This window comes from Novosphingobium sp., from assembly GCF_030696665.1.
GTDB lineage: Bacteria > Pseudomonadota > Alphaproteobacteria > Sphingomonadales > Sphingomonadaceae > Novosphingobium.
Genome location: NZ_JAUYRV010000048.1, coordinates 1 through 21,363 on the forward strand (window position 1 = coordinate 1; position 21,363 = coordinate 21,363).

At 60.7% G+C, this 21,363-nt stretch carries 20 protein-coding genes; 18 read left to right on the plus strand and 2 right to left on the minus strand.

The genetic code is table 11. The annotated features are described in order from the left end of the window. Nucleotides 1–260 (plus strand): hypothetical protein (locus tag Q8R81_RS15605; protein ID WP_305619445.1); only part of this gene is annotated, 260 nt, incomplete at its 5' end. A 297-nt stretch (nucleotides 261–557) separates the two neighbouring features. Here the strand turns inward: Q8R81_RS15605 and Q8R81_RS15610 are convergent. After that, nucleotides 558–1,274, minus strand: a complete 717-nt coding sequence (locus Q8R81_RS15610) for a TetR/AcrR family transcriptional regulator (protein ID WP_305619446.1) — start codon at nucleotides 1,272–1,274, stop codon at nucleotides 558–560. A 318-nt stretch (nucleotides 1,275–1,592) separates the two neighbouring features. On the opposite strand from Q8R81_RS15610, the gene Q8R81_RS15615 reads away from it, so the two are divergent. From Q8R81_RS15615 to Q8R81_RS15655, 9 genes are all read left to right on the plus strand, one after another. Beyond that, entirely contained in the window at nucleotides 1,593–2,372 is a 780-nt protein-coding gene (locus Q8R81_RS15615) for an SDR family NAD(P)-dependent oxidoreductase (RefSeq protein WP_305619447.1), read from the plus strand. An 81-nt stretch (nucleotides 2,373–2,453) separates the two neighbouring features. Further along, nucleotides 2,454–4,526, plus strand: coding sequence for a hydantoinase/oxoprolinase family protein (locus Q8R81_RS15620; protein WP_305619448.1), 2,073 nt, complete (start codon nucleotides 2,454–2,456; stop codon nucleotides 4,524–4,526). 2 nt (nucleotides 4,527–4,528) lie between these two features. Continuing rightward, complete coding sequence (locus Q8R81_RS15625; RefSeq protein ID WP_305619449.1) at nucleotides 4,529–6,319, plus strand: hydantoinase B/oxoprolinase family protein; 1,791 nt, start codon at nucleotides 4,529–4,531, stop codon at nucleotides 6,317–6,319. A gap of 155 nt (nucleotides 6,320–6,474) precedes the next feature. Continuing rightward, nucleotides 6,475–7,986, plus strand: a complete 1,512-nt coding sequence (locus Q8R81_RS15630; RefSeq protein ID WP_305619450.1) for a long-chain fatty acid--CoA ligase — start codon at nucleotides 6,475–6,477, stop codon at nucleotides 7,984–7,986. Nucleotides 7,987–8,094: 108 nt separating this feature from the next. After that, nucleotides 8,095–8,871, plus strand: a complete 777-nt coding sequence (locus Q8R81_RS15635; protein WP_305619451.1) for an acetoacetate decarboxylase family protein — start codon at nucleotides 8,095–8,097, stop codon at nucleotides 8,869–8,871. Nucleotides 8,872–8,923: 52 nt separating this feature from the next. Continuing rightward, nucleotides 8,924–10,102, plus strand: a complete 1,179-nt coding sequence (locus Q8R81_RS15640; protein WP_305619452.1) for a thiolase family protein — start codon at nucleotides 8,924–8,926, stop codon at nucleotides 10,100–10,102. Then, nucleotides 10,099–10,518: a Zn-ribbon domain-containing OB-fold protein gene (locus tag Q8R81_RS15645; RefSeq protein ID WP_305619453.1), complete on the plus strand. Its 420-nt coding sequence runs from the start codon at nucleotides 10,099–10,101 to the stop codon at nucleotides 10,516–10,518. The genes Q8R81_RS15640 and Q8R81_RS15645 overlap by 4 nt, the downstream gene beginning before the upstream one ends. A gap of 3 nt (nucleotides 10,519–10,521) precedes the next feature. Further along, nucleotides 10,522–10,950, plus strand: a complete 429-nt coding sequence (locus Q8R81_RS15650; RefSeq protein ID WP_305619454.1) for a thioesterase family protein — start codon at nucleotides 10,522–10,524, stop codon at nucleotides 10,948–10,950. A gap of 9 nt (nucleotides 10,951–10,959) precedes the next feature. Next, nucleotides 10,960–11,724: an SDR family oxidoreductase gene (locus tag Q8R81_RS15655; protein WP_305619455.1), complete on the plus strand. Its 765-nt coding sequence runs from the start codon at nucleotides 10,960–10,962 to the stop codon at nucleotides 11,722–11,724. Nucleotides 11,725–11,730: 6 nt separating this feature from the next. Here the strand turns inward: Q8R81_RS15655 and Q8R81_RS15660 are convergent, their stop codons facing one another. Beyond that, the gene (locus Q8R81_RS15660) at nucleotides 11,731–13,203 is read right to left on the minus strand and encodes an APC family permease (protein WP_305619456.1); all 1,473 of its coding nucleotides are present in this window, start codon (nucleotides 13,201–13,203) and stop codon (nucleotides 11,731–11,733) included. A 248-nt stretch (nucleotides 13,204–13,451) separates the two neighbouring features. On the opposite strand from Q8R81_RS15660, the gene Q8R81_RS15665 reads away from it, so the two are divergent. The 8 genes from Q8R81_RS15665 (at nucleotide 13,452) to Q8R81_RS15700 (ending at nucleotide 21,278) form a co-directional block, all read left to right on the plus strand. Continuing rightward, nucleotides 13,452–15,638 carry a TonB-dependent receptor gene (locus tag Q8R81_RS15665; protein ID WP_305619457.1) on the plus strand — a complete coding sequence of 729 codons (2,187 nt, stop codon included), beginning with the start codon at nucleotides 13,452–13,454 and terminating at the stop codon, nucleotides 15,636–15,638. Between the two features lie 96 nt (nucleotides 15,639–15,734). Further along, nucleotides 15,735–16,517 (plus strand): SDR family oxidoreductase, encoded by a 783-nt coding sequence (locus Q8R81_RS15670; protein ID WP_305619458.1) that lies wholly within the window; start codon nucleotides 15,735–15,737, stop codon nucleotides 16,515–16,517. Between the two features lie 41 nt (nucleotides 16,518–16,558). Beyond that, a complete protein-coding gene (locus Q8R81_RS15675; RefSeq protein WP_305619459.1) occupies nucleotides 16,559–17,455 on the plus strand; it encodes an SDR family NAD(P)-dependent oxidoreductase in 897 nt (298 codons plus the stop codon). 123 nt (nucleotides 17,456–17,578) lie between these two features. Beyond that, nucleotides 17,579–17,986 carry a nuclear transport factor 2 family protein gene (locus tag Q8R81_RS15680; protein ID WP_305619460.1) on the plus strand — a complete coding sequence of 136 codons (408 nt, stop codon included), beginning with the start codon at nucleotides 17,579–17,581 and terminating at the stop codon, nucleotides 17,984–17,986. Nucleotides 17,987–18,013: 27 nt separating this feature from the next. Continuing rightward, a complete protein-coding gene (locus Q8R81_RS15685; protein ID WP_305619461.1) occupies nucleotides 18,014–18,454 on the plus strand; it encodes a globin in 441 nt (146 codons plus the stop codon). 50 nt (nucleotides 18,455–18,504) lie between these two features. Further along, on the plus strand, nucleotides 18,505–19,743 hold the full coding sequence (locus Q8R81_RS15690; protein WP_305619462.1) for a cytochrome P450: 1,239 nt from the start codon (nucleotides 18,505–18,507) through the stop codon (nucleotides 19,741–19,743). Between the two features lie 31 nt (nucleotides 19,744–19,774). Further along, the gene (locus tag Q8R81_RS15695) at nucleotides 19,775–20,740 is read left to right on the plus strand and encodes a PDR/VanB family oxidoreductase (RefSeq protein ID WP_305619463.1); all 966 of its coding nucleotides are present in this window, start codon (nucleotides 19,775–19,777) and stop codon (nucleotides 20,738–20,740) included. A gap of 322 nt (nucleotides 20,741–21,062) precedes the next feature. Further along, nucleotides 21,063–21,278, plus strand: coding sequence for a hypothetical protein (locus tag Q8R81_RS15700; protein ID WP_305619464.1), 216 nt, complete (start codon nucleotides 21,063–21,065; stop codon nucleotides 21,276–21,278). Nucleotides 21,279–21,363: the final 85 nt, after the last annotated feature.

The window sequence follows — 21,363 nt, forward strand, 5'->3', positions numbered from 1 at the left end:
GCTCCGGCATCCAACGCAACCGCGCGAATGCTGCGCGAGGTGAGGAGATAATGGCCTCAAGCAGCCAATCCGTTGCCATCAATTATGGCAGAGCGGGCCTGAACTTGGCGTCAGGAATGATCGAAACTTTGGCAGCCGACAAATGGCGTCTTGGTTGCTGCGACAGGACCGATATAGATAAATTGAAAATCTGCGGTTACGTCTGCAAATTGGTCATTTCGCTGTTGGTCGACGTGCATCCAGCGCGACACGCTAAGTGAACATCCGGCCATGGCTCGAGAGTCTTCGATACTAATCGGATTTTTGATCCTAATTGGATCTATCGTGCTGGCAGAATCTACTGCAGGCTGACGTTACGATTCTATGGGGTGTGTGTCAGAATTTTCCTGCATATACTGCTTTCTTAATTTCCCAATCAGATTGAAGGTGCCCCGTTGAGGAAACTCAACTTCAATGTAAGTCCGTAATATATTATCACGATCGCGCAAACCGCCCGTTGCGACTATTATGCTGACAACGAATTTCTGCGCGTCAGCGGGATGTACGCCTCGTTGCCTTTAAAGGCCTATGGCTCGACGGATCAGGATGGCGGTCTGGTCCGCAAGTTCTTCGGGACTCACGGGGCCTTCCGAATCAAACCACCATCCAGCGCGGTCGGCCATTTCGTGGACGGCATATGCGCGCGTATAACGTTCAACTTCGGAATCCGGCCCGGCCACTTCATCAAGAAGTTCGCGAATAATCGCGATGTACTCGGCGATTGCAGAAGTGAAACGCGCTTGCTCGTCCGGCTCCATGACACGCTGCATAAAGGCCGGGTTGACCAGCGCATCGAACGCCTTGGCCATGGGCTGGCGCGATGCGGCCCAGATTGTGTGCCGGCGAAGGATGCCGAACAGGATTTCTTCAGCGTTAGCACCCGTCAGTCCATTGATCAGATAATAGAAAAAATCGCTGAGGATATGGTCGACGGCCGCGACTAGAATTTCGCGCTTGGAACTATAGTGGTTGTAAATCGCCGGGGGGCCAAGTCCGACTTCCTTGGCCAGATCGCGAACAGAACAGGCATCATAGCCTTTTTCGCCAAACAGCTTCACCGCCTCGCTCAGCAAGCGGCCGCGCGTGCCGACATCGAGCTCCACTAGATCGCGATTGCGCAAACCCGCAAGTTCGAACCGTTCAAGATAATGGTCCGCTTTGCCCACAGGCTGCGATGGGCTTGCTTCTTGAGCTTCGGTTTTTCGTTTTGACGCTCTTTTGGCAACGGCTACCATTTTTCGATCCTATCGTAAGGGCTCGCAAATGCCCGACTGCGACCTCCCAGGGCGCTGGGATGTCGAGCACAAGGATTGCTTGCGTCCCGCCGCATGCCCGCATGACAGCGTGGCCGTCAAGTGCCACATACAAGCGTACGTTAACAAGATGCCGAAAAATACCGGAGAATCACGCCTGCAAAGTTGCGTTGAGGCTCCCGTCTCACCGCGTCAAAATGACCTAATTCAGGCGTCGAAGAGCCGCTTGACGCATAGCGAAGCGCTTGTTATCACCAATATGAACGATCGGTCGTTCGTATCGAGGATGAGGAGCTTTCCATGTCGATTAGCGGAAAAGCCGGGCGCCTGGATGGCAAGGTCGCGATTGTCACTGGTGCTGCGACCGGTATTGGTCGCGCAACGGCCATCGCCTTTGCCAGCGAAGGCGCCAAGGTTGTTATTTCCACCAGCCGCAACATGGATGCCCTGCTCGAAACCCAGGCGATGGCGGGTGGCGAGGACAACGTGGCCGTGCTGCTGGCCGATTCCTCGAAGGCGGCCGATGCCAAGGCGCTCGTGGATCTTGCCGTGTCGCGCTTCGGCAAGTTGGACGTACTGTGCAACAATGCCGGGATCGTCACCGATGCCTTGATCATCGACATGACCGAAGAGGAATGGGATCGCGTCATCGACGTCAATCTCAAGGGCACATTCCTCACCACAAAGTATGCTCTGCCTGAAATGCTGCGCGCGGGTAGCGGGTCGATCGTCAACATCGGTTCGATCAACAGCTTCATCGGCGAGCCGCTTCATGCGCATTACTGCGCATCGAAGGGTGGAGTCCTGATGTTCACCAAGACCATCGCGCTTGAGCACGCCAAGGACAAGATCCGCGCAAACGTGGTGTGCCCCGGTTGGATCGATACGCCGATGAACCACGAATACATCGAAGCCCTTGGTGGGCCTGAGGAGGTGGAGAAGATCGTCACGGCCGCCCAGCCGTTGGGCATGGGGCGTCCCGAACAGGTTGCTGCTGCCGTGGTATTTCTGGCTTCCGACGAATCCAGCCTCGTCACCGGCACGGACCTGCTCGTCGATGGTGGGTTCACCGCGCAATAATCGTCTGGGGTGCGTTCGCCGCTCCGCCGGCGGGGGTGCACACCACAGCCTTCATACGGAAAAATTCGAAAGGTGAGTTATATGAGCTACCGCATCGCGGTCGACACGGGGGGCACTTTCACTGATGTGGTCGTTGCCGATCCCCAGCACAATTTGACGGTCAACAAGGCGCTTACCGACCATTCGCGCGTCTTCAACGGCATCAGGGAGGCGCTGGGCGTCACCGCCGCCGGGCTGGGTGTCTCGCTTGACGAACTGCTGAGCCAGACCTCGATCTTCATCTATGCCACCACGCGCGCGACGAACGCGATCATCGAAGGCAAGACGGCGAAGACCGCTTTCCTCACGACGCGCGGCTTCAAGGATACGCTCGTCCTTCGCGAAGGCGGGCGGCCCAATGCGTACGATTTTTCGGTTGCGTACCCCGCGCCCTATGTGCCGCGCCGGTTGAGCTTCGAAATCGACGAGCGCGTGGATGCCGAGGGCAACATCATCACTCCGCTTAATGAGGCGCAGGTGCGCGACGTCCTGCGCGAACTGAAGGCGCTGGATATCGAGGCCATCGGCGTATCGTTGCTATGGTCGATCACGAACAGTGCGCACGAACGCCGCATCGGCGAACTGATTGCCGAAGAACTGCCGGGCGTGCCGTTCACGTTGTCGCATTCCGTCAATCCGATCATCCGCGAATATCGCCGCGCATCGTCCGCCGTGATCGATGCATCGCTCAAGCCGCTGATGCAGACGCACCTCAAAAACCTTGCTGTCGATCTTAAGGCAGCCGGGTTCACCGGTGAATTGCTGGCCGCGACGTCGTTCGGCGGCGTTATGAGCGTCGAGGCGTTGGGCGAACGCCCGATCTATTCCACGCGCAGCGGTCCATCGATGGCACCCATCGCGGGCAAGGTCTACGGACAGGCCGAGCTCGGCGCGCGCGATGTGATCATCTGCGACACTGGCGGCACCAGCTTCGATGTCAGCATGGTCCGCGATGGCGATGTGGTGTTCACGCGCGAAACCTGGCTGGGCGAACGCTTTCTGGGACATCTCACGGGGCTGTCCTCGGTCGATGCACGCAGCATCGGTGCCGGTGGCGGCTCGATTGCGTGGGTCGATCCGGGCGGGCTTCTGCGCGTAGGGCCGCAAAGCGCGGGCAGCCAGCCGGGGCCGGCCGCATATGGCAATGGCGGCGAATTGCCAACTGTGACCGATGCGGCGACGGTGCTGGGCTATCTCAATCCCGATAATTTCCTCGGCGGCCGACTCAAGCTCGATGTCCCGGCATCGCGGCGAGCCATTGCCACTGTTGCCGATCCGCTGGGCCTTTCGGTGGAAGATGCAGCTACAGGCGTCATGAAGATCGCCAGCGAGGCGATGGTGCAGGCGGTGCAGGAAATCACTGTCAACGAAGGCGTCGATCCACGAGAGTGCCTGATGGTGGCCGGCGGCGGCGCGGCGGGCCTGAACATCGCTGCGGTCGTAAAGGAACTCGGCGCCAAGCACGTCTTGGTGCCGCGCACCGCTGGCGGGCTCAGCGCATGCGGCGCGCAGTTTTCCGACATCATCTCGGAATATTCCGCCACGCTGCTGCTCGATACCCGCAATTTCGCCTTCGACCGCGCCAACGATGTACTGGCGGACCTCGATCGGCAGATGGACGCCGTTGCCAAGGATCTCGAAACGCGCGGCGTTCTGGGTATCGAGCGCCGGTATTTCGTCGAGGCGCGCTATGAAGGACAGGCTTGGGAACTCGAAGTGCCGCTGCGTGGCAACCGCTTCGACAATCAGGCTGACGTCGACCAACTGGTCGGGGATTTTCACGCGATCCACGAGCGCATTTTTGCCGTCACGGATCCCGGCTCGCTGGTCGAAGTTCTGTTCTGGAAGGCCCGCCTGACGGCCGTCGTCGCCAAGCCGTCCTTGGTTGCTGGCGGGCAGGGCGGTTCCGATACACCGCATGCCAGCCGCATCGCCCACTTCGAGGAAACCGGCAGCGTCCGGATCAATTCCTACGATGGCCCCGCTCTCAGCGTCGGTAGCCGCATCCCCGGCCCGGCGGTGATCGAGGAGCCGACCACCACGATCGTCGTCTACCCCGGCATGACCGCCATCGTCACGTCGCACAGAAACTATCTGATCGAGACGGGAGTTTGACCATGACTAACTCAAACAACGTGCGCTCCACGCTCGATCCCACCGTGCTGGCCGTCATTGCCAACCGCGTGAACGCCATCCTGCGCGAAATGACCAACACGCTGCTGCGCAGCGGCCGCTCCGCCATCCTGACTACCGCGCGCGATTTTTCGTGCTCGATCGTCACCGGAGACAACCGGCTACTGGCAACGGCTGAAGGCCTGCCTGTCCACATTTTCGGTTCGCACCTACAGACCGAAACGATGACCCGGTTGCACACCGATATCCGGCCCGGCGACGCCTTCCTCCACAACGATCCCTACAGCGGCAACACCCACGCGGCCGATCACACCATCCTCGTGCCGGTGTTCGTCGGCGGGAAGCATATGTTCACCGCCGTGGCCAAGGCGCACCAAGCCGATATCGGCAACAGCCAGCCTTCGACCTACATGCCGAGCGCCAAGGACGTGTACGAAGAAGGCGCGCTGATTTTCCCCGCCACGCAAATTCAGCGCGATTATACCGACATCGGCGACATCATCCGCCTGTGCCGCATGCGCATCCGTGTGCCGGACCAGTGGTATGGCGATTACCTCGCAGCGCTGGGATCGGCGCGCATCGGCGAGCGGCGACTGATCGAACTAGTCGAAAAATACGGGCCGGAAACGATCGAGGCCTTTGTCGAAGAATGGTTCGATTATTCCGAACGGCGTATCGCACACGCGCTAAAGGGATTCAAAAGCGGCACTTATTCGGCGTCGACCGCGCATGATCCGCTGCCGGGCATCGTCGAGGAAAGCATCCCGGTAAACGTGACGGCGACGATCGATGCCGAAGCGGGCCGGATCGAAATCGACCTGCGCGACAATATCGATTGCCTCGAAGCCGGGCTCAATCTGTCGCGCGCCACGTCGGTGAACAGCACGGTTACGGGCATCTTCAACGTGCTCGATGCCGATATCCCGCACAACCACGGCACAATCCGCCGCATCAACGTGATGCTGCGCGAAAACTGCATCGTCGGCTATCCGATCCATCCCACGTCATGCTCGATGGCAACCAGCAACGTGGCCGATCGCCTGATCAACGTCACGCAATCTGCCCTGTCGCAGGCGACCGAATTCGGCGTGGCCGAAGGCGGCGCATCGCTGGGCGCGGGCACCGGCGTGATTGCCGGCAAGGATCAGCGGCGCGGCAATGCGCCGTTCGTGAACCAGCTGGTCATCACCGCCATGGGCGGCGCGGCATCGGCAATGGCTGATGGCTGGCTGACGATGGGCGTGCCCGTTACCGGCGGCTTGCTGATGCGCGATTCGGTCGAGATAGACGAGCTGAAATACCCGATCATCATCGACAAGGTGGTTGCGGTTCCCGATTCCGGCGGGGCGGGCAAGCATCGCGGCGGGGCGAGCACCCGCGTCGAATATGGCCCGCGCTTTGCCAACATGTCGGTCGCGGTGATGGCGGACTCGAAGATCAACCCGGCGCGCGGCGCGCAAGGCGGGCTGGCCGGGCGGCCGCACTACATCGCGCTGCGCGATATCGATACGGACGTGGAAACCGAGATCGCGTCGTTCGGTGTGTTCGACGTCGGGGTTCGCCAGCGGATCGTCGGTATTGATGCGGGCGGTGGCGGCTTTGGCCAGCCGTGGCTGCGCGATCCCGCGCGTGTGCTTGACGACGTGCTGGAAGGCTGGGTCACGGCCGCAAGCGCCGCGCAAATTTATGGCGTCGCATTTTCTGGAAGCGATCAGGCGCTGGCAGTCGACGCGTCGGCAACCGCTGAACTGCGGGCCAGCCTGGCAAAGGCCTGAGCGCGCAAGGCGGTCCGCTCGCAATCGGTCGGACCGCCTCATGATATTATGAGAGTGGCGGGGTGAGCCTTGCATTGACAAGCCGTGTTGCCTCGCTAAAAATGAACGAGCGTTTGTACGTTTATGCGTATCAGCAGAAACGGGGACATTGATCGATGTGGTTGGCCGACATTCTGTTTGAATCCGCTGCCCGCCACTCGGGCAAGGTGGCGCTGGTGTGCGAGGATCGGCGGCTGACCTACGGTGCATTGCGCGCAGAGATCGAAAAGGTTGCCGCCAATATGCAGGCTTTGGGCATCGGCCCGTCTCGGCGGGTCGCGCTCATGCTGGAAAACGGCACCGATTTCGTCATCGCCTATTATGCTGTCCTGGCCACGGGCGCATCGGTCATCTCGGTCAGCGCGCTGCTGACGCAGGACGAGGCTGGCTACATCCTGCGCGATAGCGCGGCCGACTTGCTTCTCTCCGGCGGTCGCGTTCTTGAAACTGCACGCAATGCGGCGCGCGGCATCGGTCTCAACGCGCTGCAACTCGCCGATCTCGATCACGACTTGCTCTATGCCGCTCCCTCGCCGCCAGACGGTCGTTCGGAAGCCGTGGTAATGTACACCAGCGGAACCACGGGCAAGCCCAAGGGTGCCGTCCTCACCCATGATAATCTCGTGATGAATGCCCTCGTTTCGGCGGGCCACGGCATGTTCAATCTGACGCCCGATGACGTGTTGTTGTGCTGCATCCCGCTGTTTCATGCGTCAGGGCAAAGCTGCCTGCTCAACACCGGCTTGCTTGCCGGGGCAACGGTCGTCATCATGCGCCAGTTTGTCGCCGAAGCTGTGCTTGGGATCATGGCTAGCGAGCAGGTGACGTTCTTCCTTGGCGTGCCTACGATGTACGTCGGCCTGCTTGGTTTGGTGCGTCCCAACAGTGCGCAGCTTCCGCATTTGCGCATGGCCGTGTCGGGCGGAGCCCCCATTCCGGTGGCTGTGCTGCGCGAGTTCGAAACGCTGTTCGAAGTCGATATCTACGAAGGCTACGGCCTCACCGAAACCTCGCCTACGTCGTGCTTCAATCAACCGGACTTTGAGCGTCGACCCGGCACGATCGGCAAGCCGATCTGGGGCGTCGATGTCGAGATTGCGAAGATCGACGTCGAAGACCGCATCGAATTGATGTCGCCGGGCGAGGTCGGCGAACTAATCGTGCGTGGGCACAACGTCTTTGCAGGCTACCTCAACCAGCCAGAGGCTACCCGCGCCTGCATGGTGGATGGCTGGTTCCGCACGGGCGACATCGCGACCAAGTGCGGTGATGGCTATGTCACCATTGTCGACCGCAAGAAGGACATGATCATTCGCGGTGGCTTCAACGTCTATTCGCGTGAGGTCGAGGAGGTCCTGAACACCCATCCCGCCATCGCCCTGGCTGCCGTCGTCGGCCGGCCCGACGACCTGTTCGGCGAAGAGATCGTGGCCTTCGTGCAACTTCGCGCCGACGCGACCGTCGTATCGTCCGCAGACCTTCTCGAATGGTCGAAAATCAAAATGGCCAAATACAAATATCCCCGCGAGTTCCACTTCGTGGAATCGATGCCACTGGGATCAGGCGGAAAGATGTTGAAGCGTAATCTGGCCGAGATGGCTTTGAAGAAGCCGGAAAAGTCTCCGTAAGATCAAGTCCCGGTCGGCCTGCTCCCCGATGGAGCGAAGGTAGCCGTCGCGGTGCTGAGATCAGCCCCGTCTCGCGGCTTCCCATTGAAAATATTGGAAAGGCATATCATGCCCGATGTATCGGAATTCTCGAAATACAGCTTCTCTCAGCCCTATGGTCCCGGCCAGCTTTATGGGCCGCCTCCTTATCCCTATCGCGATGCGCGCAGCATTACGGCGGTATTTACAGCCGAAGGCACCGGCATCGAGGCATTCCTGCCGCCGGGCGTGAAAGTTGCCGATCCTGAGCCGCTGGCGCTTGTCACGGCGAGCCATTATCCGCAAAGCTCCTTCGGCTGCTACACCGAATTCTGGCTCTACGTTCGGGTCGAATTCAATGGCGAGCGGTTCATGTACTGTGTCGCGATGTACACCGACAGTGAAAAGGCCACCGCTTCGGGTCGTGAACTGTGGGGCTTCCCCAAGAAAATGGCGAAGATGTCGCTGCGGCAAGAGGGCGGGCAATGGATCTTCCAGGCTGAACGCCCTGCCGGGCATAGCATTTTGACCCTCTCGTTCATCGAAGAGGACGATCAGGAATCGGAAATGCTGGCGGAAGTCAGCCTGCCCACGCTCAGTTTGCGCCTGATTCCCCATTTCACCGGCAAGGGCGAGCCCGACGTTGCCCAGTTGCTGGCCACCGACAACAAGAAGCGCCTGCGCCAAAGCTCGCTCGGCACAGACGAACGCCGCCGCGGACGCGCCCATGTCAGCTGGAATTCCACCATCGCCGACCCCTTCGAGCCGTTCGTGCCCAAGAAGATGCTGGGCGCATGGTTCTTCAATTACGACACCGACGTCCCCGGCGCTTACGCCATGGTACACGATTACAAGCACAAGACCTGAAACGGCGGCCCCTAGCGGCGCCCTTGGTTACACATTGAATCAGGACACCACCATGAAGAGCACAGCAGCCATTGTCGGTACCGGAGAGGTGCCGACCGGCAATTACCCCAACCGGACCGAGGCCGAGGCGGCGGTTACCGCATGCCGTCAAGCCATTCTGGACGCCGGCCTCAGCCCGCGCGATATCGAGGCGGTCATGCCGGTCGGCGTGGTCATGGGATCGCGGCATTTCAACACAGACCTGATTTTCTCGCGCCTGTGCGAGGAACTGGGGATGCTGCGCTCGGTCAAGCTGAACGCGCAGGTCATGGCGGGTGGCGCCAGCGGCTCGGCAACGCTGAAGGTCGCCTACGCTCTCGTCGCTTCGGGTGCGGTGCGCAATGTGCTGGTGGTCCATTCCGACAAGTTCGGATCGACCACGATGCAACAAGGCATCGACCTGTTCGCCACGCTCGGCATCTCTGAGGAATGGGAAGCGCCCTATGGCCACAATGCCAACACGGCGGTGGCGCTCATTACCCAGCGTTACATGCATGAAACCGGCACGACTGAGGAAGAACTCGCCGCCGTCGCCGTGTCCATGCGGCAATGGGGCGCGCTCAATCCCAACGCGATGTTCCGCAAACCGATCACGGTGGAAGAGGTCATGCGTGGGGATCATGTGTGCACGCCCTTGCGTCCCAAGACGATGAGCTTGTGGGCCGACGGAGCCAGCGCCTATATCGTGGCGCGCGCTGAAGATGCGCGCCATATCACGCCGACCCCGGTCTATGTGCGCGGCATGGCGTCGCTGGTCACGCACTACTCGGTATCGCAGGAAGCAAACCTTGCCTTCCTTGCGTTTCCGGAAGTGGCAAAGGAAGCATATGCGCAGGCTGGCCTTGGACCCAAGGACATCCATGTCGCCGAATTTTATGACGCCTATTCGGTGATGCCGCTGCTAGCGATGGATGCCATGAACCTTTGCGATGGCGATCGGGCAGGCCGCTTCATCGCGGCAGGCCATACTTTGCCTGGCGGAAAACTGCCAATGACGACGACCGGCGGCGCCATTGCGCAGGGTCATACCGGCGCGGGCGTCGGCGTTTCACTAGTAGTCGAAACGGCGCGACAGTTGATGGACAAGGCGGGCGACCGTCAGGTCAAGGATGCGGTGAACGCTGCAGAATCCGGTTCTGGCGGCACCTGGATGGATTCCCATATCTCCATTCTTTCGAGGGAAGCACGATGAGCGATCAGCCGATGAGCCGACCTGTTCCCAAGCCGACCGCGTGGAGCCAACCTTATTGGGATGCCGCGCGCGAAGAGCGGCTGGTGATCCAGCACTGCAACCAGTGCGCGACCAAGATCATGAATCCCAAGCAGTATTGCCCCAGTTGCCTGTCCGATGACCTCGGCTGGTCGGAATCAGACGGGCAGGGCACCGTCTACAGTTTCTCGATCCAGAAGCGGTCGCCCGCCTCGCCCTTCGTCGGAAAGGGGCCGTATGTGGTTGCGGTCATCCGGTTGAACAGCGGCGTGCAACTGCTCAGCAACATTGTCGGAGAACGTGCGTTCGATGTGCAGTGCGGTGACGCGGTGCGGGTGGCGTTCGAACCCATTCCCGGCACCGACATCACGCTCCCCGTCTTCACGCTGGTGGGTTGACTCATGGCGATCCAGTTCGGCAGGTTCATGTTCGAAGCGGACGTGGCGCCGGACTGGCTCGACGAACTGGACCACGTCAACTTCCTCCAGCATCAGCGCGTGGCCGATCAGGCGACCGAGATGTTGTGGGGCTTGGTGGGTGGCCCGCCCTTTGCTGCGGCCGCGCCGGTGTCACTGGTCATGATCGACGTCCACGCCCGTTATTTCCGCGAAATACGGCTCGGCGACCGCGTGCAAGTTTGTACGGCCATCACAAACCATGATCATCGCCGCTTGTGGATACGCCACACGTTGGTCTGCAAGGAAGCGGAGGCTTCGACCGTCGACCTCATCGCGTTGTGCTTCGATGCAGGCAAACGGCGCGCGGGGCTGTGGCCCGATGCCATGTGCGCGGCCTTCGCAAGCTGGGGCGATGCCCCGCGGCACCTTTAGGAGCAACCGATGGCGCGGGTTTCGGGCAAGATTGCTTTTGTCACGGGTGCCGCTGCCGGACTGGGCGAGGCCTGCGCGCTGGCCTTGGCGCGCGAAGGTGCGCAGATCATCGTGGCGGACCTCAATGCCGCAGGCGCGCGCCGGGTGGCCGATTGCATTGGCCCCGCTGCCACATCCTGGGCGATGGACGTCGCCTCTGAACAGGACTGGATTGCAACTGCAGCCATGATGGGCCTGCGGTTCGGTCGGCTCGACATCCTCGTCAACAACGCCGGGATCGTTGTGAACGAAGATCTGGAAACGGCCAGCCTGGCCTCGTTCCGCCGCGTTAATCAGATCATGTCCGAAGGCGTGTTTCTTGGCTGCAAGCACATGCTGGACCTGCTGCGAGAGAGTGCCTCCGCCTCGATCGTCAATATGGCCTCCACCGCAAGCCATCTCGGCTATCACAAATATCTGGCCTATTGTGCGGCCAAGGGCGCTGTTCGTTCGATGACCAAGGCCATCGCGGTGGAATGCCACGCCAAGGGCTATCCCATCCGCTGCAACTCGGTTCACCCGGCGGGCATAGAGACGGCCTTGGAGCGCCAGTCACAGGGCCGGGCCGATGCCCGCGCCATTTCCGAAACCGGCGTCTTGCCGTTCGGCAGCAACGGCCTTCTGCACGACGTCGCCAACCTCGTGTTGTTCCTTGCTTCCGACGAGGCACGGTTCATTACCGGCGCCGAACATCTGATCGACAACGGAGCAACCATCTGGCCCGCGATCGCCTGACCGTCCCTAGACGATCTGCCGTCCGATATTCCGGTAAATGCCGGGCTTCAACGTGCGCAGTATCGCGGCATAACCCGCGCCAGCGGCAAATACGCAAAACGTCAGCGCAACCAGCGCATTGGCTTCGCCTTGCGATCCACCGATCAACAACGGGAAGTTGGCGATGGCCAGATAAACCACGGCGGCCAGCCCCAGCGTGGCAATGGCAGGCGCCAGCAACGTCCGCGCTGCGCCTGCGGCGTGCGAAACATCGCTGCGCTGGAAGAACGCGATGATTGCGCCACTGGTCACAAGCATCAACACAAGGATCGCAAAGCCGCCGACGCCGGCCACCCGCGCATAGAGCAGGTCCGGCGGCGTCCGCAGCATCACGAAGATCAACCCCAGCGCCAGCCATGTCAGGCTGACGGTTGCCGATGCGACATAGGGCGACTGATGCTTGGGATGAACTCGGCCCAGGACGCGCGGAAACACGCCATCGATGCCAAGGCTCATGCCATACCGCGCCAGGATATTCTGCGCCGAAAGCACGGCGGCAAACTGCGATGTTGCCAGCAAGATATGCAACGCGTCGCTCGCGATGCGTCCCACGTACATTTCCATTCCGTGTGGAAAGAGCCCGGCGGGATTGGCGGTTGCCATCGCCTTCACTTGCGACATGCCAAAGGCCGAAACCGTCATCCAGGCCGAGAAAGCATAGAACAGCCCAATCAGCAGCACCGCGAGGTAGGTGGCGCGGGGCACCGTGCGTTCGGGATCGCGCACTTCCTCCCGGAAAATGGCGGTCGCTTCAAAACCCAAAAAGCATGTGACCGCGAACAGGATCGACACACCCACCGAGCCTGCCGCCATTGTGGTCAGGCCCAACGGGGCGAGCGATATTCCTTCGGGGCCGCCATTGCGCAGCACTGCGGTGTCGAAGATCACCACTACCAGCGTTTCGAGCGCCATCGCTACGGTCAGAACCTTGGCAGAAAGGTCGATGCGGAAGAAGCACAGGATGCCGCTGCCCGCTCCGCACGCTGCGGCATAAAAGAACCATGGGATGGGCGGCCCGCCCATCGTGCCGCGCACCAGCGCATCGACATTCACCGCGAAGAACGGAAGAGTGCAGAAGCCGAGTAACAGATAGCCCATGATCGCCAGCATGGCTGCGCCCAGTCCGGCCACCCGGCCCAGCCCCGCCGTGACATAGGCATAGAACCCACCAGGCCGGGGCAAATACTGCGTCATGGTGGTGAAGCCCACCGCGAATATCAGCAGCAGCAGCATCGCGCACAGAAATATCGCCGGTGCGCCGGGGCCGTCGAACAGGATCACGAAGGGAATGAAACCCGAAACGACCGCGACCGGCGCCGAAAAGGCCAGCACCGTCGCCAGCAGTTCCCACATGCTCATGTGGCCGCTCAGATGCGCGGCTTCGCCTGCCTGCGATCCGCGCTGGGCGTTTGTGCCGGGGGTGCTCCGTTCTTCTGTCAAGATTACGCACTTTTTAGCATGAGGTGTGAACGAATGTTCATGGATGCTATGCTGCCTCCGCGCGGACCGTCAACCTCTTTCCGGCGAAAAACCCTTTTTGGAATCATATTTGACGAATGAACGATCATTCACTACGAATCGGCGCGTGCCCATCCGTAAGGTTCGGTGGCTATGCAATCATGGGGTTTTCGATGGTCAGCAACAAAGCGGGTTTCAAGCTTTTGGGGTGCGTGGCAACCAGCGCGCTGATGTGTTCTGTGAATGCCAATGCGCAGTCCGCTGGCGATGTGTCGGGACGCGCCCAGTCATCGGTTGCCGACACGAGCGCCGATGAAGGCGTCATCGTCGTCAACGCGCAAAAGCGTGCGCAGAATGTCCAGGATGTTGGCATCACGATCAACGCCTTTTCCGCCGCGACGCTGGAGAACGCCGGAATCAAGGATGCGACCCAGCTGACCCAGCTGACCCCTGCGCTCAATCTCTCCGGCAGCTATGGCGGGCAAGTGCTGTCGTTCGCCATTCGCGGTGTGACGCAGCAGGACTTCTCGGCTCAGGCAGAGGGACCGGTGGCCGTCTACCTCGACGACGGATACATGGCGCTCAACAACAGCGCCGGCGTGGGATTGTTCGATCTCGACCATGTCGAAGTGCTGAAGGGGCCTCAGGGCACGCTGTTCGGCCGCAATGCGACCGGCGGTCTGGTCAACATCGTGACTCGCAAGCCGAGCGATGTGGCGGATGGCTACGCAACCATCAGTTACGGCTCGTACAACGAAGCCCGCGCCGAAGCGGCTGTGGGCGGTCCGATCGCTGATGGTATTGCCTTTCGGCTGGCGGGCGCCGTGTCGACCAATGGTGCCTACATCAAAAACCTCTCGCCGACCGGCGGGGATCTGGGAGGCGGGCATGGTTACGCGCTGCGCGGCCACCTGAATTTCAAGATGAGCCCGGATGCGACGCTGCTTTTGTCGGGCTATGCCAGCAAGTCCTACAGCTCGTGGGCGCCCTATTATGTGTTTGCCTCGACGTCGGTTGCCGATGCTAACGGGATCGAGCAAAATACCGTAGAAGTTCCCGGCCCCACCGGTGCCGGTAGCCCTGTAACTGCCGGCGGGAGCAGGCAGGTTATTTCGAACTATGCGCAGGATAGCGGCGGGTCTAATTCGCTTAAGGGCGGCACGGCCAAGCTGACGCTGAACATCGGCCCCGAACTGACGCTTTTGACCGACTACAAGGATGCGGAAACCCGCTTCCTGATCGACGCAGAAGGCGCGTCGTCGTTCTTTAACGGCGACACGCGCTCGCGCGTTCGCAATTTCTCGCAAGAGGCGCGCCTGTTCGGGCGAAACGACGGGTGGCGCTGGTATGCGGGGGCCTATTACCTGCATATCAACGCGCAGGTCGATCCCAACCGCAGCCCGTTCCCGGCCTTCGGCTCCATCGTCGACGATTACAACAAGCTCATCACCGACAGCTATTCTGCGTTCGGCCAGATCGAAATCGATCTCGCACCGCAGGTCACGCTGGTTGCCGGTGCGCGGGTTACGCGCGAAATCAAGGATTTCGATTATCGGGCCGAGGTGTTTTCGTCCGATCTGACGGCGGTGCCGATCGCCGATCTGGGCCCTGCCCGCACGCCCTATTCCGGGCATCGGGCGGATTGGCTCTACAATGGGAAGGCGCAGCTTGAGTACCGTCCGGCGCAAGGGCTGCTGTTCTATGCAGGCTGGTCGCGTGGTTCGAAGGCAGGCAACTTCACGTCGCCTTATGCCGGGTCCACCACGTTCCCGGACAGCGCGCTGTCCTACAAGCCGGAAACCCTGAACGCATATGAAGTGGGTACAAAGGCCGATCTGCTCGGTCGTGTAATACAGCTCGATGCTTCGGGATTTTACTACGACTACAAGAATTATCAGTCGTTCCAGTTCGTCGGCCTGTCGAGCCTAGTGGTCAATCGTCCGGCACAAACATACGGCGGCGAACTGATGCTCAATGTGCGCCCTGCCGAAGGACTGACCATGTCCGGCGGTGCCAGTTTCACGCATAACAACATCAAGGATGTTCCAGTCGGCGGTGTGGTGAAGGATCGAATCGCTCCGTTCACCTCAAAGTGGCAGGCGCTGGCTTCGGTTGCCTATACATGGAATGCGCTTGGCGGGAAGGTGACGGCCAATGCCAATGGCCACTACACCGGCCCATTTTACTTTTCAGTCAGCAACTTCAGCACCACGCATGTGGCCGGTTACACCACACTGGATCTCCGTCTGAGCTGGGCCGATGTGGGCGACATGTGGAAGCTTTCGGTCTTCGGTACAAATGTTACCCAAGAGAAGTACCGGACTGTAGGCTTTGATCTTACCGGGCTGTGTGGCTGTACGCAGGTTGGTTACGGTCGTCCGAGATGGCTTGGCGCGTCTGTCACCCGGAACTTTTAACCCGGATGGCGCCGCTTGATGGCAAGCGGCGCCACTATCTGCCGCATACTGCCAATCAGCAAACGATCAAAAATCTAGCCTTTGAGGATGACACCAATGACCAAGACCCTCGCCAATCTGTTCGACCTGACAGGCCGAGTTGCCCTTGTAACCGGCGGCTCACGCGGGTTGGGGTTCCAGATTGCCTGCGCGCTTGGCGAATATGGCGCATCGGTGGTGCTCGTGGCGCGCAAACAGGCGGAGCTTGACGAGGCGGTGGCTGCTCTTGCTGCGCGCAAAGTGCGCGCCTTTGCCATTGCGGCAGACCTCGCCGTGCAAGATGCGGCAGCAGGCATCGTGGGCAAGGTGCTCGAAGAATTCGGCCAGATCGACATTCTCGTGAACAATGCCGGGGCCACATGGGGCGCTCCGGCAGAAGACTTTCCGCTGGCGGGCTGGAACAAGATCATCGATCTCAACGTCAGCGGTCTGTTCCTGCTCACGCAGGCGGTGGCGAAGCATGCGTTCCTGCCGACAGGCAAGGGCGTTATTGTTAATCTCGCCTCGACTGAGGGGCTGATGGGCCACCATCCCTCGCGTATGGGCACCATTGCCTACAACACGGCCAAGGGCGCGGTAATCAACATGACCCGGGCGCTCGCCGCCGAATGGGGCCCGCACAACATCCGCGTCAATGCGCTCGCACCGGGATTTTTCCCGTCGAAGATGACCGCATCGACCGTGGACGAACATGGCGTGGAGATGATTGCGCAAACCCCGCTCGGGAAATTGGGCGGCGATACTGACCTGATGGGTGCCGCCCTGCTGCTCGCGTCCGACGCTGGCGGCCACATCACCGGGCAGGCCATCGTCATCGATGGCGGCGCCACGATTATCTGATCCGCCCACGGCGCCTGTTCAAGAATTTCGGGAGAAAAATGATGTCCATCAACCTTGCCGGTCGTGTCGCCATCGTTACCGGTGCTGGCGCCGGATTGGGCCGTGCCCATGCGCTCGCGCTCGCGGATCGCGGGGCCTGCGTCGTCGTGAACGATCTAGACGAAGCCGCCGCCAACGCCGTGTGCACCGAAATTGCTGCCGCTGGCGGCAAGGCCGCGTGGAGCGGCGCGAATATCACGCAAGTCTCGCAGGTTCAGGCGATGGTGGATGATGCGGTGGCGCTGTGGGGCAAGGTCGACATCCTCGTCAACAACGCCGGCATCCTGCGGGATCGTTCGTTCGCCAAGATGGACCTCGATGATTTCCGGTTGGTGCTAGACGTTCATGTCATGGGCTCGGTCAATTGCACCAAGCTCGTGTGGGACGGCATGCGTGAGCGCCAGTACGGCAGGATCGTGTTCACGACCTCCTCGTCTGGCCTTTACGGCAATTTCGGGCAGAGCAACTACAGCGCGGCCAAGATGGCGCTGGTCGGATTGATGCAGACGCTGGCCATCGAGGGCGCGCGGTCTAACATCCGCGTCAATTGCCTCGCGCCTAGCGCAGCCACCGGCATGACCATTGACCTCTATTCGCCACAGGCACTGGCCGGTCTCGGTGCCGGGATGGTCAGCCCGGCCGTGGTCGCGCTGGCATCAGATGATGCCCCCACCCGCCGCATCGTGCTGGCCGGCGCGGGCAGCTTCGAACAGGCAAACATCACCATGACGCGCGGAGTCTATCTCGGGGCGAGCGACGACGCCGCCGACCGATTGCTGTCGTCTATGGATATTCTTGCCGATCGCTCCGGCGAAATGCTGCCCCAATCCGGTGGCGAACAATATCAGTTCGAAGTCGATCGTGCCGCCGTAGCGCGGCTTGCCAAGGCCGAGGCTTGAGGCCGCTGGCCTCACTTTGTGGCTTGACAATCCGACTGGCCAGGCCATGAATGATCGTTCGTACATGAAGACGAGTCTGGTCAGCGCCCTATCCGAAATTTCGAGAGGATTGAAGGAACTTCCATGTCGAACGCAGACAAGAACCGCCAACTCATTCTGGACTATTTCGCCGCCTGGTCGGCGGGTGACGTCGAAAAGGGCGAAAGCTACTATTCTGATGATTTCGTCAGCTATCAGGCGGGTCACAGCCACATGGCGGGGGTCTTCCACGGCAAGCAGGAACTGCATGATCGCTGGATCGCCCCGCTGATCAAAATGACCGACGGTCGCTGGCATGTCTCCGCCGCGCCCGACATCCTCCTCGCGGGCGACGACGGTATAGTCGTGATTGTCCACGAAACGATGGAACGCGAAGGCAAGGGCAAGATCACCACCGACAAGCTGGTGGTCTACACCATACGTGACGACAAGATCACCACCTGCCGCATGTACGATGGCGATCAGGGTGCCATCGACGATTTTTGGTCGTGAACTGCTGACCGCGCAGGATTGATCTCCTTGGCCCAGCAGCCACACCATGAAGCCGCAGGCGAACGACGCGACGATGCCGCAAGGCTTCTCCGTCAACTCGAAGTTTGCGCGGATCATGGCGACATCACCGCTGCGGTCTACGATCGGTTCTTTGCCATTCACCCCGAAGCGGCAGCCATGTTCGAAGCCGCGCCAGGGGCTGGGCCGATCACGCAGGGGCGCATGCTGGCCTATGTTCTCGATCTGCTGGTCGATCAGGCATCGGGCCAGTCCTATGTGCCCGAATTGCTCCGCTCGGTGCGGCAGGATCATGTCGGTTACGGTGCGATCGACCTCGGCTTTTACGCCGATTTCCTCGCCGCCCTTGCCGATGTCGTTCACGGCGTGCTGGGGTCCGCGTGGCAGCCGGCAGACACGATGGCATGGGATCGCATGCGCGTACAATTGCTCGCCGGCCTCGCGGCATGAAGTTTTGCTCGAACCTTTCGCCTGATGCGATTGGGAAAGGACACTGAGAAATGACGACTGTCGAACAGAGGGCCGGACTGTGCCCTGTCACGCATTTTGACTACTCGCCGATCCGCCCCGTTGGCGCTTATCGGGCCAAGGCGCAGGAACTGCGCGACGATGGGGCACCGCTTTGGGTCAACACCCAATCGCAGGGCTTCTGGATGGTGTCCGATCCTGAACTCGTCAAGGAAGTCTACATGAACTACGAGTTGTTCAGGGTGGACTCTGTCACTGCGGTGGACCCGGAACTCGATCCCAGTCAGTTCCTCGTCCCGCTCAACATCAATCCGCCCGATCACCAGAAATTCCGCTCGCTGCTGAACCCGTGGTTCAGCCCGCCTTCGGTGGCAAAGCGCGAGGCGGTGATGCGGGAGAACCTGCGCAACCTCGTCAGCGGCTTTGCCGGGCTGGGCCGGGTCGAAGCCGCCCGTGAATATGCGGCCAAGGTTCCGGTGCTCAACCTGCTCAGCTTCGCCAACATGCCGATCAATCTGGCCGAGCGGCTGATCGACCTCGTTGATGCCTTCATGGCCGGGTTTTCGGGCGCCGAATGCCCCGTTGGCGAAGATGGCATCCGCCCGGGCATGACCTCCGCGACCGACGAAATCAACGCGCTGATGGGCAGCGTGATCGAAGACCGGCGCCAAAATCCGCTCAATCCCGACATGGACCTGTTCACCAATCTTGTGCAGGCCGAAGTCGATGGGCGGCCTTTGACCAACGAGGAACTGACGGGCATCGGCCTCATCTATGTCGTCGGCGGCATGGAAACGACGCGGGCACAGCTTGGCTGGCTGATGTATCACATGGCTAGATTCCCTGAAGATCGCCGCCGCGTGCTGGCCGATCCCACCTTGTTAACATCGGCCATCGAAGAGTGCATCCGCTATTACACGGTGATCTGGGGCGTAGGCCGCAAGGTCGGGTTCGACACCCCATGGCACGGCGCAGACTTGCGCAAGGGTGACATGGTCTATGCCCTCAACTCGGTCTTCAACTGCGATACGCGCCGCTTTGCCAATGCGGACAGCTTCATCCTTGATCGCAAGCCCGGGCCCAATCTCTCGTTCGGTCGCGGCCCGCACAGCTGCATCGGCATGCACCTCGCGCGCACGCAATTGCGCCTCGCGTTCGAGGAATGGCACCGCCAGATCCCTGAATACAATATCGAGGACGGGGCCGAACTGTTCGAGCGCGGCTCGGAGATAACGATCCAATCTTTGCCGCTGGTATGGCAACCGGCCTGAGGCGGGTTCGCTGCATTTGAAAGTGGGGTTTATGTCTGGCACATCTTCTGCGGAGGTCGAACTGGACGTCATCATCACCGCGCGTCGTCCTGTGGCCGATGGTGTCATCCAGCTCGATCTCGCGCCGTCTTCGGGCGGTGATCTGCCGCCGTGGGAGCCGGGCGCGCATATCGATGTGATACTGGCCAATGGCGATGTCCGCCAATATTCGCTGTGTGGCGATCCCGCTTGCCGTACGCAATGGTCGATCGGCGTTTTGCGCGAAACCGAGGGGCGTGGCGGAAGCCGGTTCATCCACGATACCTTTCATGCAGGCGACCGGGTCGCCGTGCGTGGGCCGCGCAACCACTTCGCCCTAGCCCCGGCCAGCCGCTATATTTTCATCGCCGGCGGCATCGGCATCACGCCGATCCTGCCGATGATCCGCGCGGCCGATGCGGCGGGGGCAGATTGGCGCCTTGCGTACGGCGGGCGCACCCGCGCCTCTATGGCGTTCCGCGAAGACCTTGCGGAACATGGTGTGCGCGTTTCGTTTCAGCCGTTCGACGATTGCGGCCATATCGATCTGGCAAGCCTGCTCGATAGCCCAGCCCCGGATACCCTGATCTACGCCTGCGGGCCTGAGCCGTTGCTTGCTGCGATTGAGCAAAAATCGGTCAATTGGCCAGCAGGTGCACTTCACGTTGAGCGCTTTGCGGCAAAGCCGCTAGATGATGCAGAAAGCGCCGCGGATTTTGAAGTTGAACTCGCAAAGTCCGGGCACGTGTTCACCATTCCGGCTGATCGGTCGATCATGGAGGTGATCGAGGGGGAGGGAATGGACGTGCTCTATTCCTGCCGCATGGGCGTGTGCGGCAGCTGTGAGACGCGCGTTCTTTCCGGGGAAATCGACCACCGGGATTCGGTGCTGGACGATATGGACAAGGCAGGGAACGACCGGATGATCATCTGCGTCTCGCGCGGAGTGGCAGGCAAGCGAATCGTTCTGGATTTGTGAGCGATCGGTCGTGCGGTGGTATCGCAGGGTCGGTAGTATATCGCACGATGAAACCAGAGGGCATCGCATCCCGCAGCGGCCAGCCTTGACCGAGGCTATGGTTAAAAAAACCGACTTTTCCTTACTTTCACGCGCAAACCAACCTTCTTTCAGCTCGCTTGATATTTTGCGTTGACTTGCGAAGCAAGACTCATAAAAATGAACGAGCGTTCATTGATTTGAACCAGCCGGTTGCGCGCATCTGATGTGTGCGGTTCGATCGAAATGAGGGCGGTCGCCGTGTGAAGCAGCAGGTTCGATTTTGGAAAAAGGGAGCAGAATCATGCGAACGACGACTATCCTGAAAAGTGGAGCGGCAATTCTTCCGCTGATGTTCGGCGTCGCTTCGGCGGCCCACGCGCAAACTGCCCCGCAGGCTGATTCGGCCGCAGAGGCGCCGCAGGATGTTGCGGCTGGTGACATCGTCGTTACGGCGCAGCGCCGCGTGCGCGGCGACAACTACGATGGCCGGTTGAGCGGCGACTATGATGGCCGGTAGGATCGGTTGTCTGGTCTGATCGTAGGGAGGGGCGCAGCCCCGACCGGAGAGCGGACCAGACAACCGATGGCGATCTTTTTCCCCT

Excerpts from the sequence above, each read along its gene's own strand:
- Q8R81_RS15610 (WP_305619446.1), bottom strand. The coding sequence starts at position 1,274 with ATGGTAGCCGTTGCCAAAAGAGCGTCAAAACGAAAAACCGAAGCTCAA.
- Q8R81_RS15615 (WP_305619447.1), top strand. The coding sequence starts at position 1,593 with ATGTCGATTAGCGGAAAAGCCGGGCGCCTGGATGGCAAGGTCGCGATT.
- Q8R81_RS15620 (WP_305619448.1), top strand. The coding sequence starts at position 2,454 with ATGAGCTACCGCATCGCGGTCGACACGGGGGGCACTTTCACTGATGTG.
- Q8R81_RS15625 (WP_305619449.1), top strand. The coding sequence starts at position 4,529 with ATGACTAACTCAAACAACGTGCGCTCCACGCTCGATCCCACCGTGCTG.
- Q8R81_RS15630 (WP_305619450.1), top strand. The coding sequence starts at position 6,475 with ATGTGGTTGGCCGACATTCTGTTTGAATCCGCTGCCCGCCACTCGGGC.
- Q8R81_RS15635 (WP_305619451.1), top strand. The coding sequence starts at position 8,095 with ATGCCCGATGTATCGGAATTCTCGAAATACAGCTTCTCTCAGCCCTAT.
- Q8R81_RS15640 (WP_305619452.1), top strand. The coding sequence starts at position 8,924 with ATGAAGAGCACAGCAGCCATTGTCGGTACCGGAGAGGTGCCGACCGGC.
- Q8R81_RS15645 (WP_305619453.1), top strand. The coding sequence starts at position 10,099 with ATGAGCGATCAGCCGATGAGCCGACCTGTTCCCAAGCCGACCGCGTGG.
- Q8R81_RS15650 (WP_305619454.1), top strand. The coding sequence starts at position 10,522 with ATGGCGATCCAGTTCGGCAGGTTCATGTTCGAAGCGGACGTGGCGCCG.
- Q8R81_RS15655 (WP_305619455.1), top strand. The coding sequence starts at position 10,960 with ATGGCGCGGGTTTCGGGCAAGATTGCTTTTGTCACGGGTGCCGCTGCC.
- Q8R81_RS15665 (WP_305619457.1), top strand. The coding sequence starts at position 13,452 with ATGTGTTCTGTGAATGCCAATGCGCAGTCCGCTGGCGATGTGTCGGGA.
- Q8R81_RS15670 (WP_305619458.1), top strand. The coding sequence starts at position 15,735 with ATGACCAAGACCCTCGCCAATCTGTTCGACCTGACAGGCCGAGTTGCC.
- Q8R81_RS15675 (WP_305619459.1), top strand. The coding sequence starts at position 16,559 with ATGTCCATCAACCTTGCCGGTCGTGTCGCCATCGTTACCGGTGCTGGC.
- Q8R81_RS15680 (WP_305619460.1), top strand. The coding sequence starts at position 17,579 with ATGTCGAACGCAGACAAGAACCGCCAACTCATTCTGGACTATTTCGCC.
- Q8R81_RS15690 (WP_305619462.1), top strand. The coding sequence starts at position 18,505 with ATGACGACTGTCGAACAGAGGGCCGGACTGTGCCCTGTCACGCATTTT.
- Q8R81_RS15695 (WP_305619463.1), top strand. The coding sequence starts at position 19,775 with ATGTCTGGCACATCTTCTGCGGAGGTCGAACTGGACGTCATCATCACC.
- Q8R81_RS15700 (WP_305619464.1), top strand. The coding sequence starts at position 21,063 with ATGCGAACGACGACTATCCTGAAAAGTGGAGCGGCAATTCTTCCGCTG.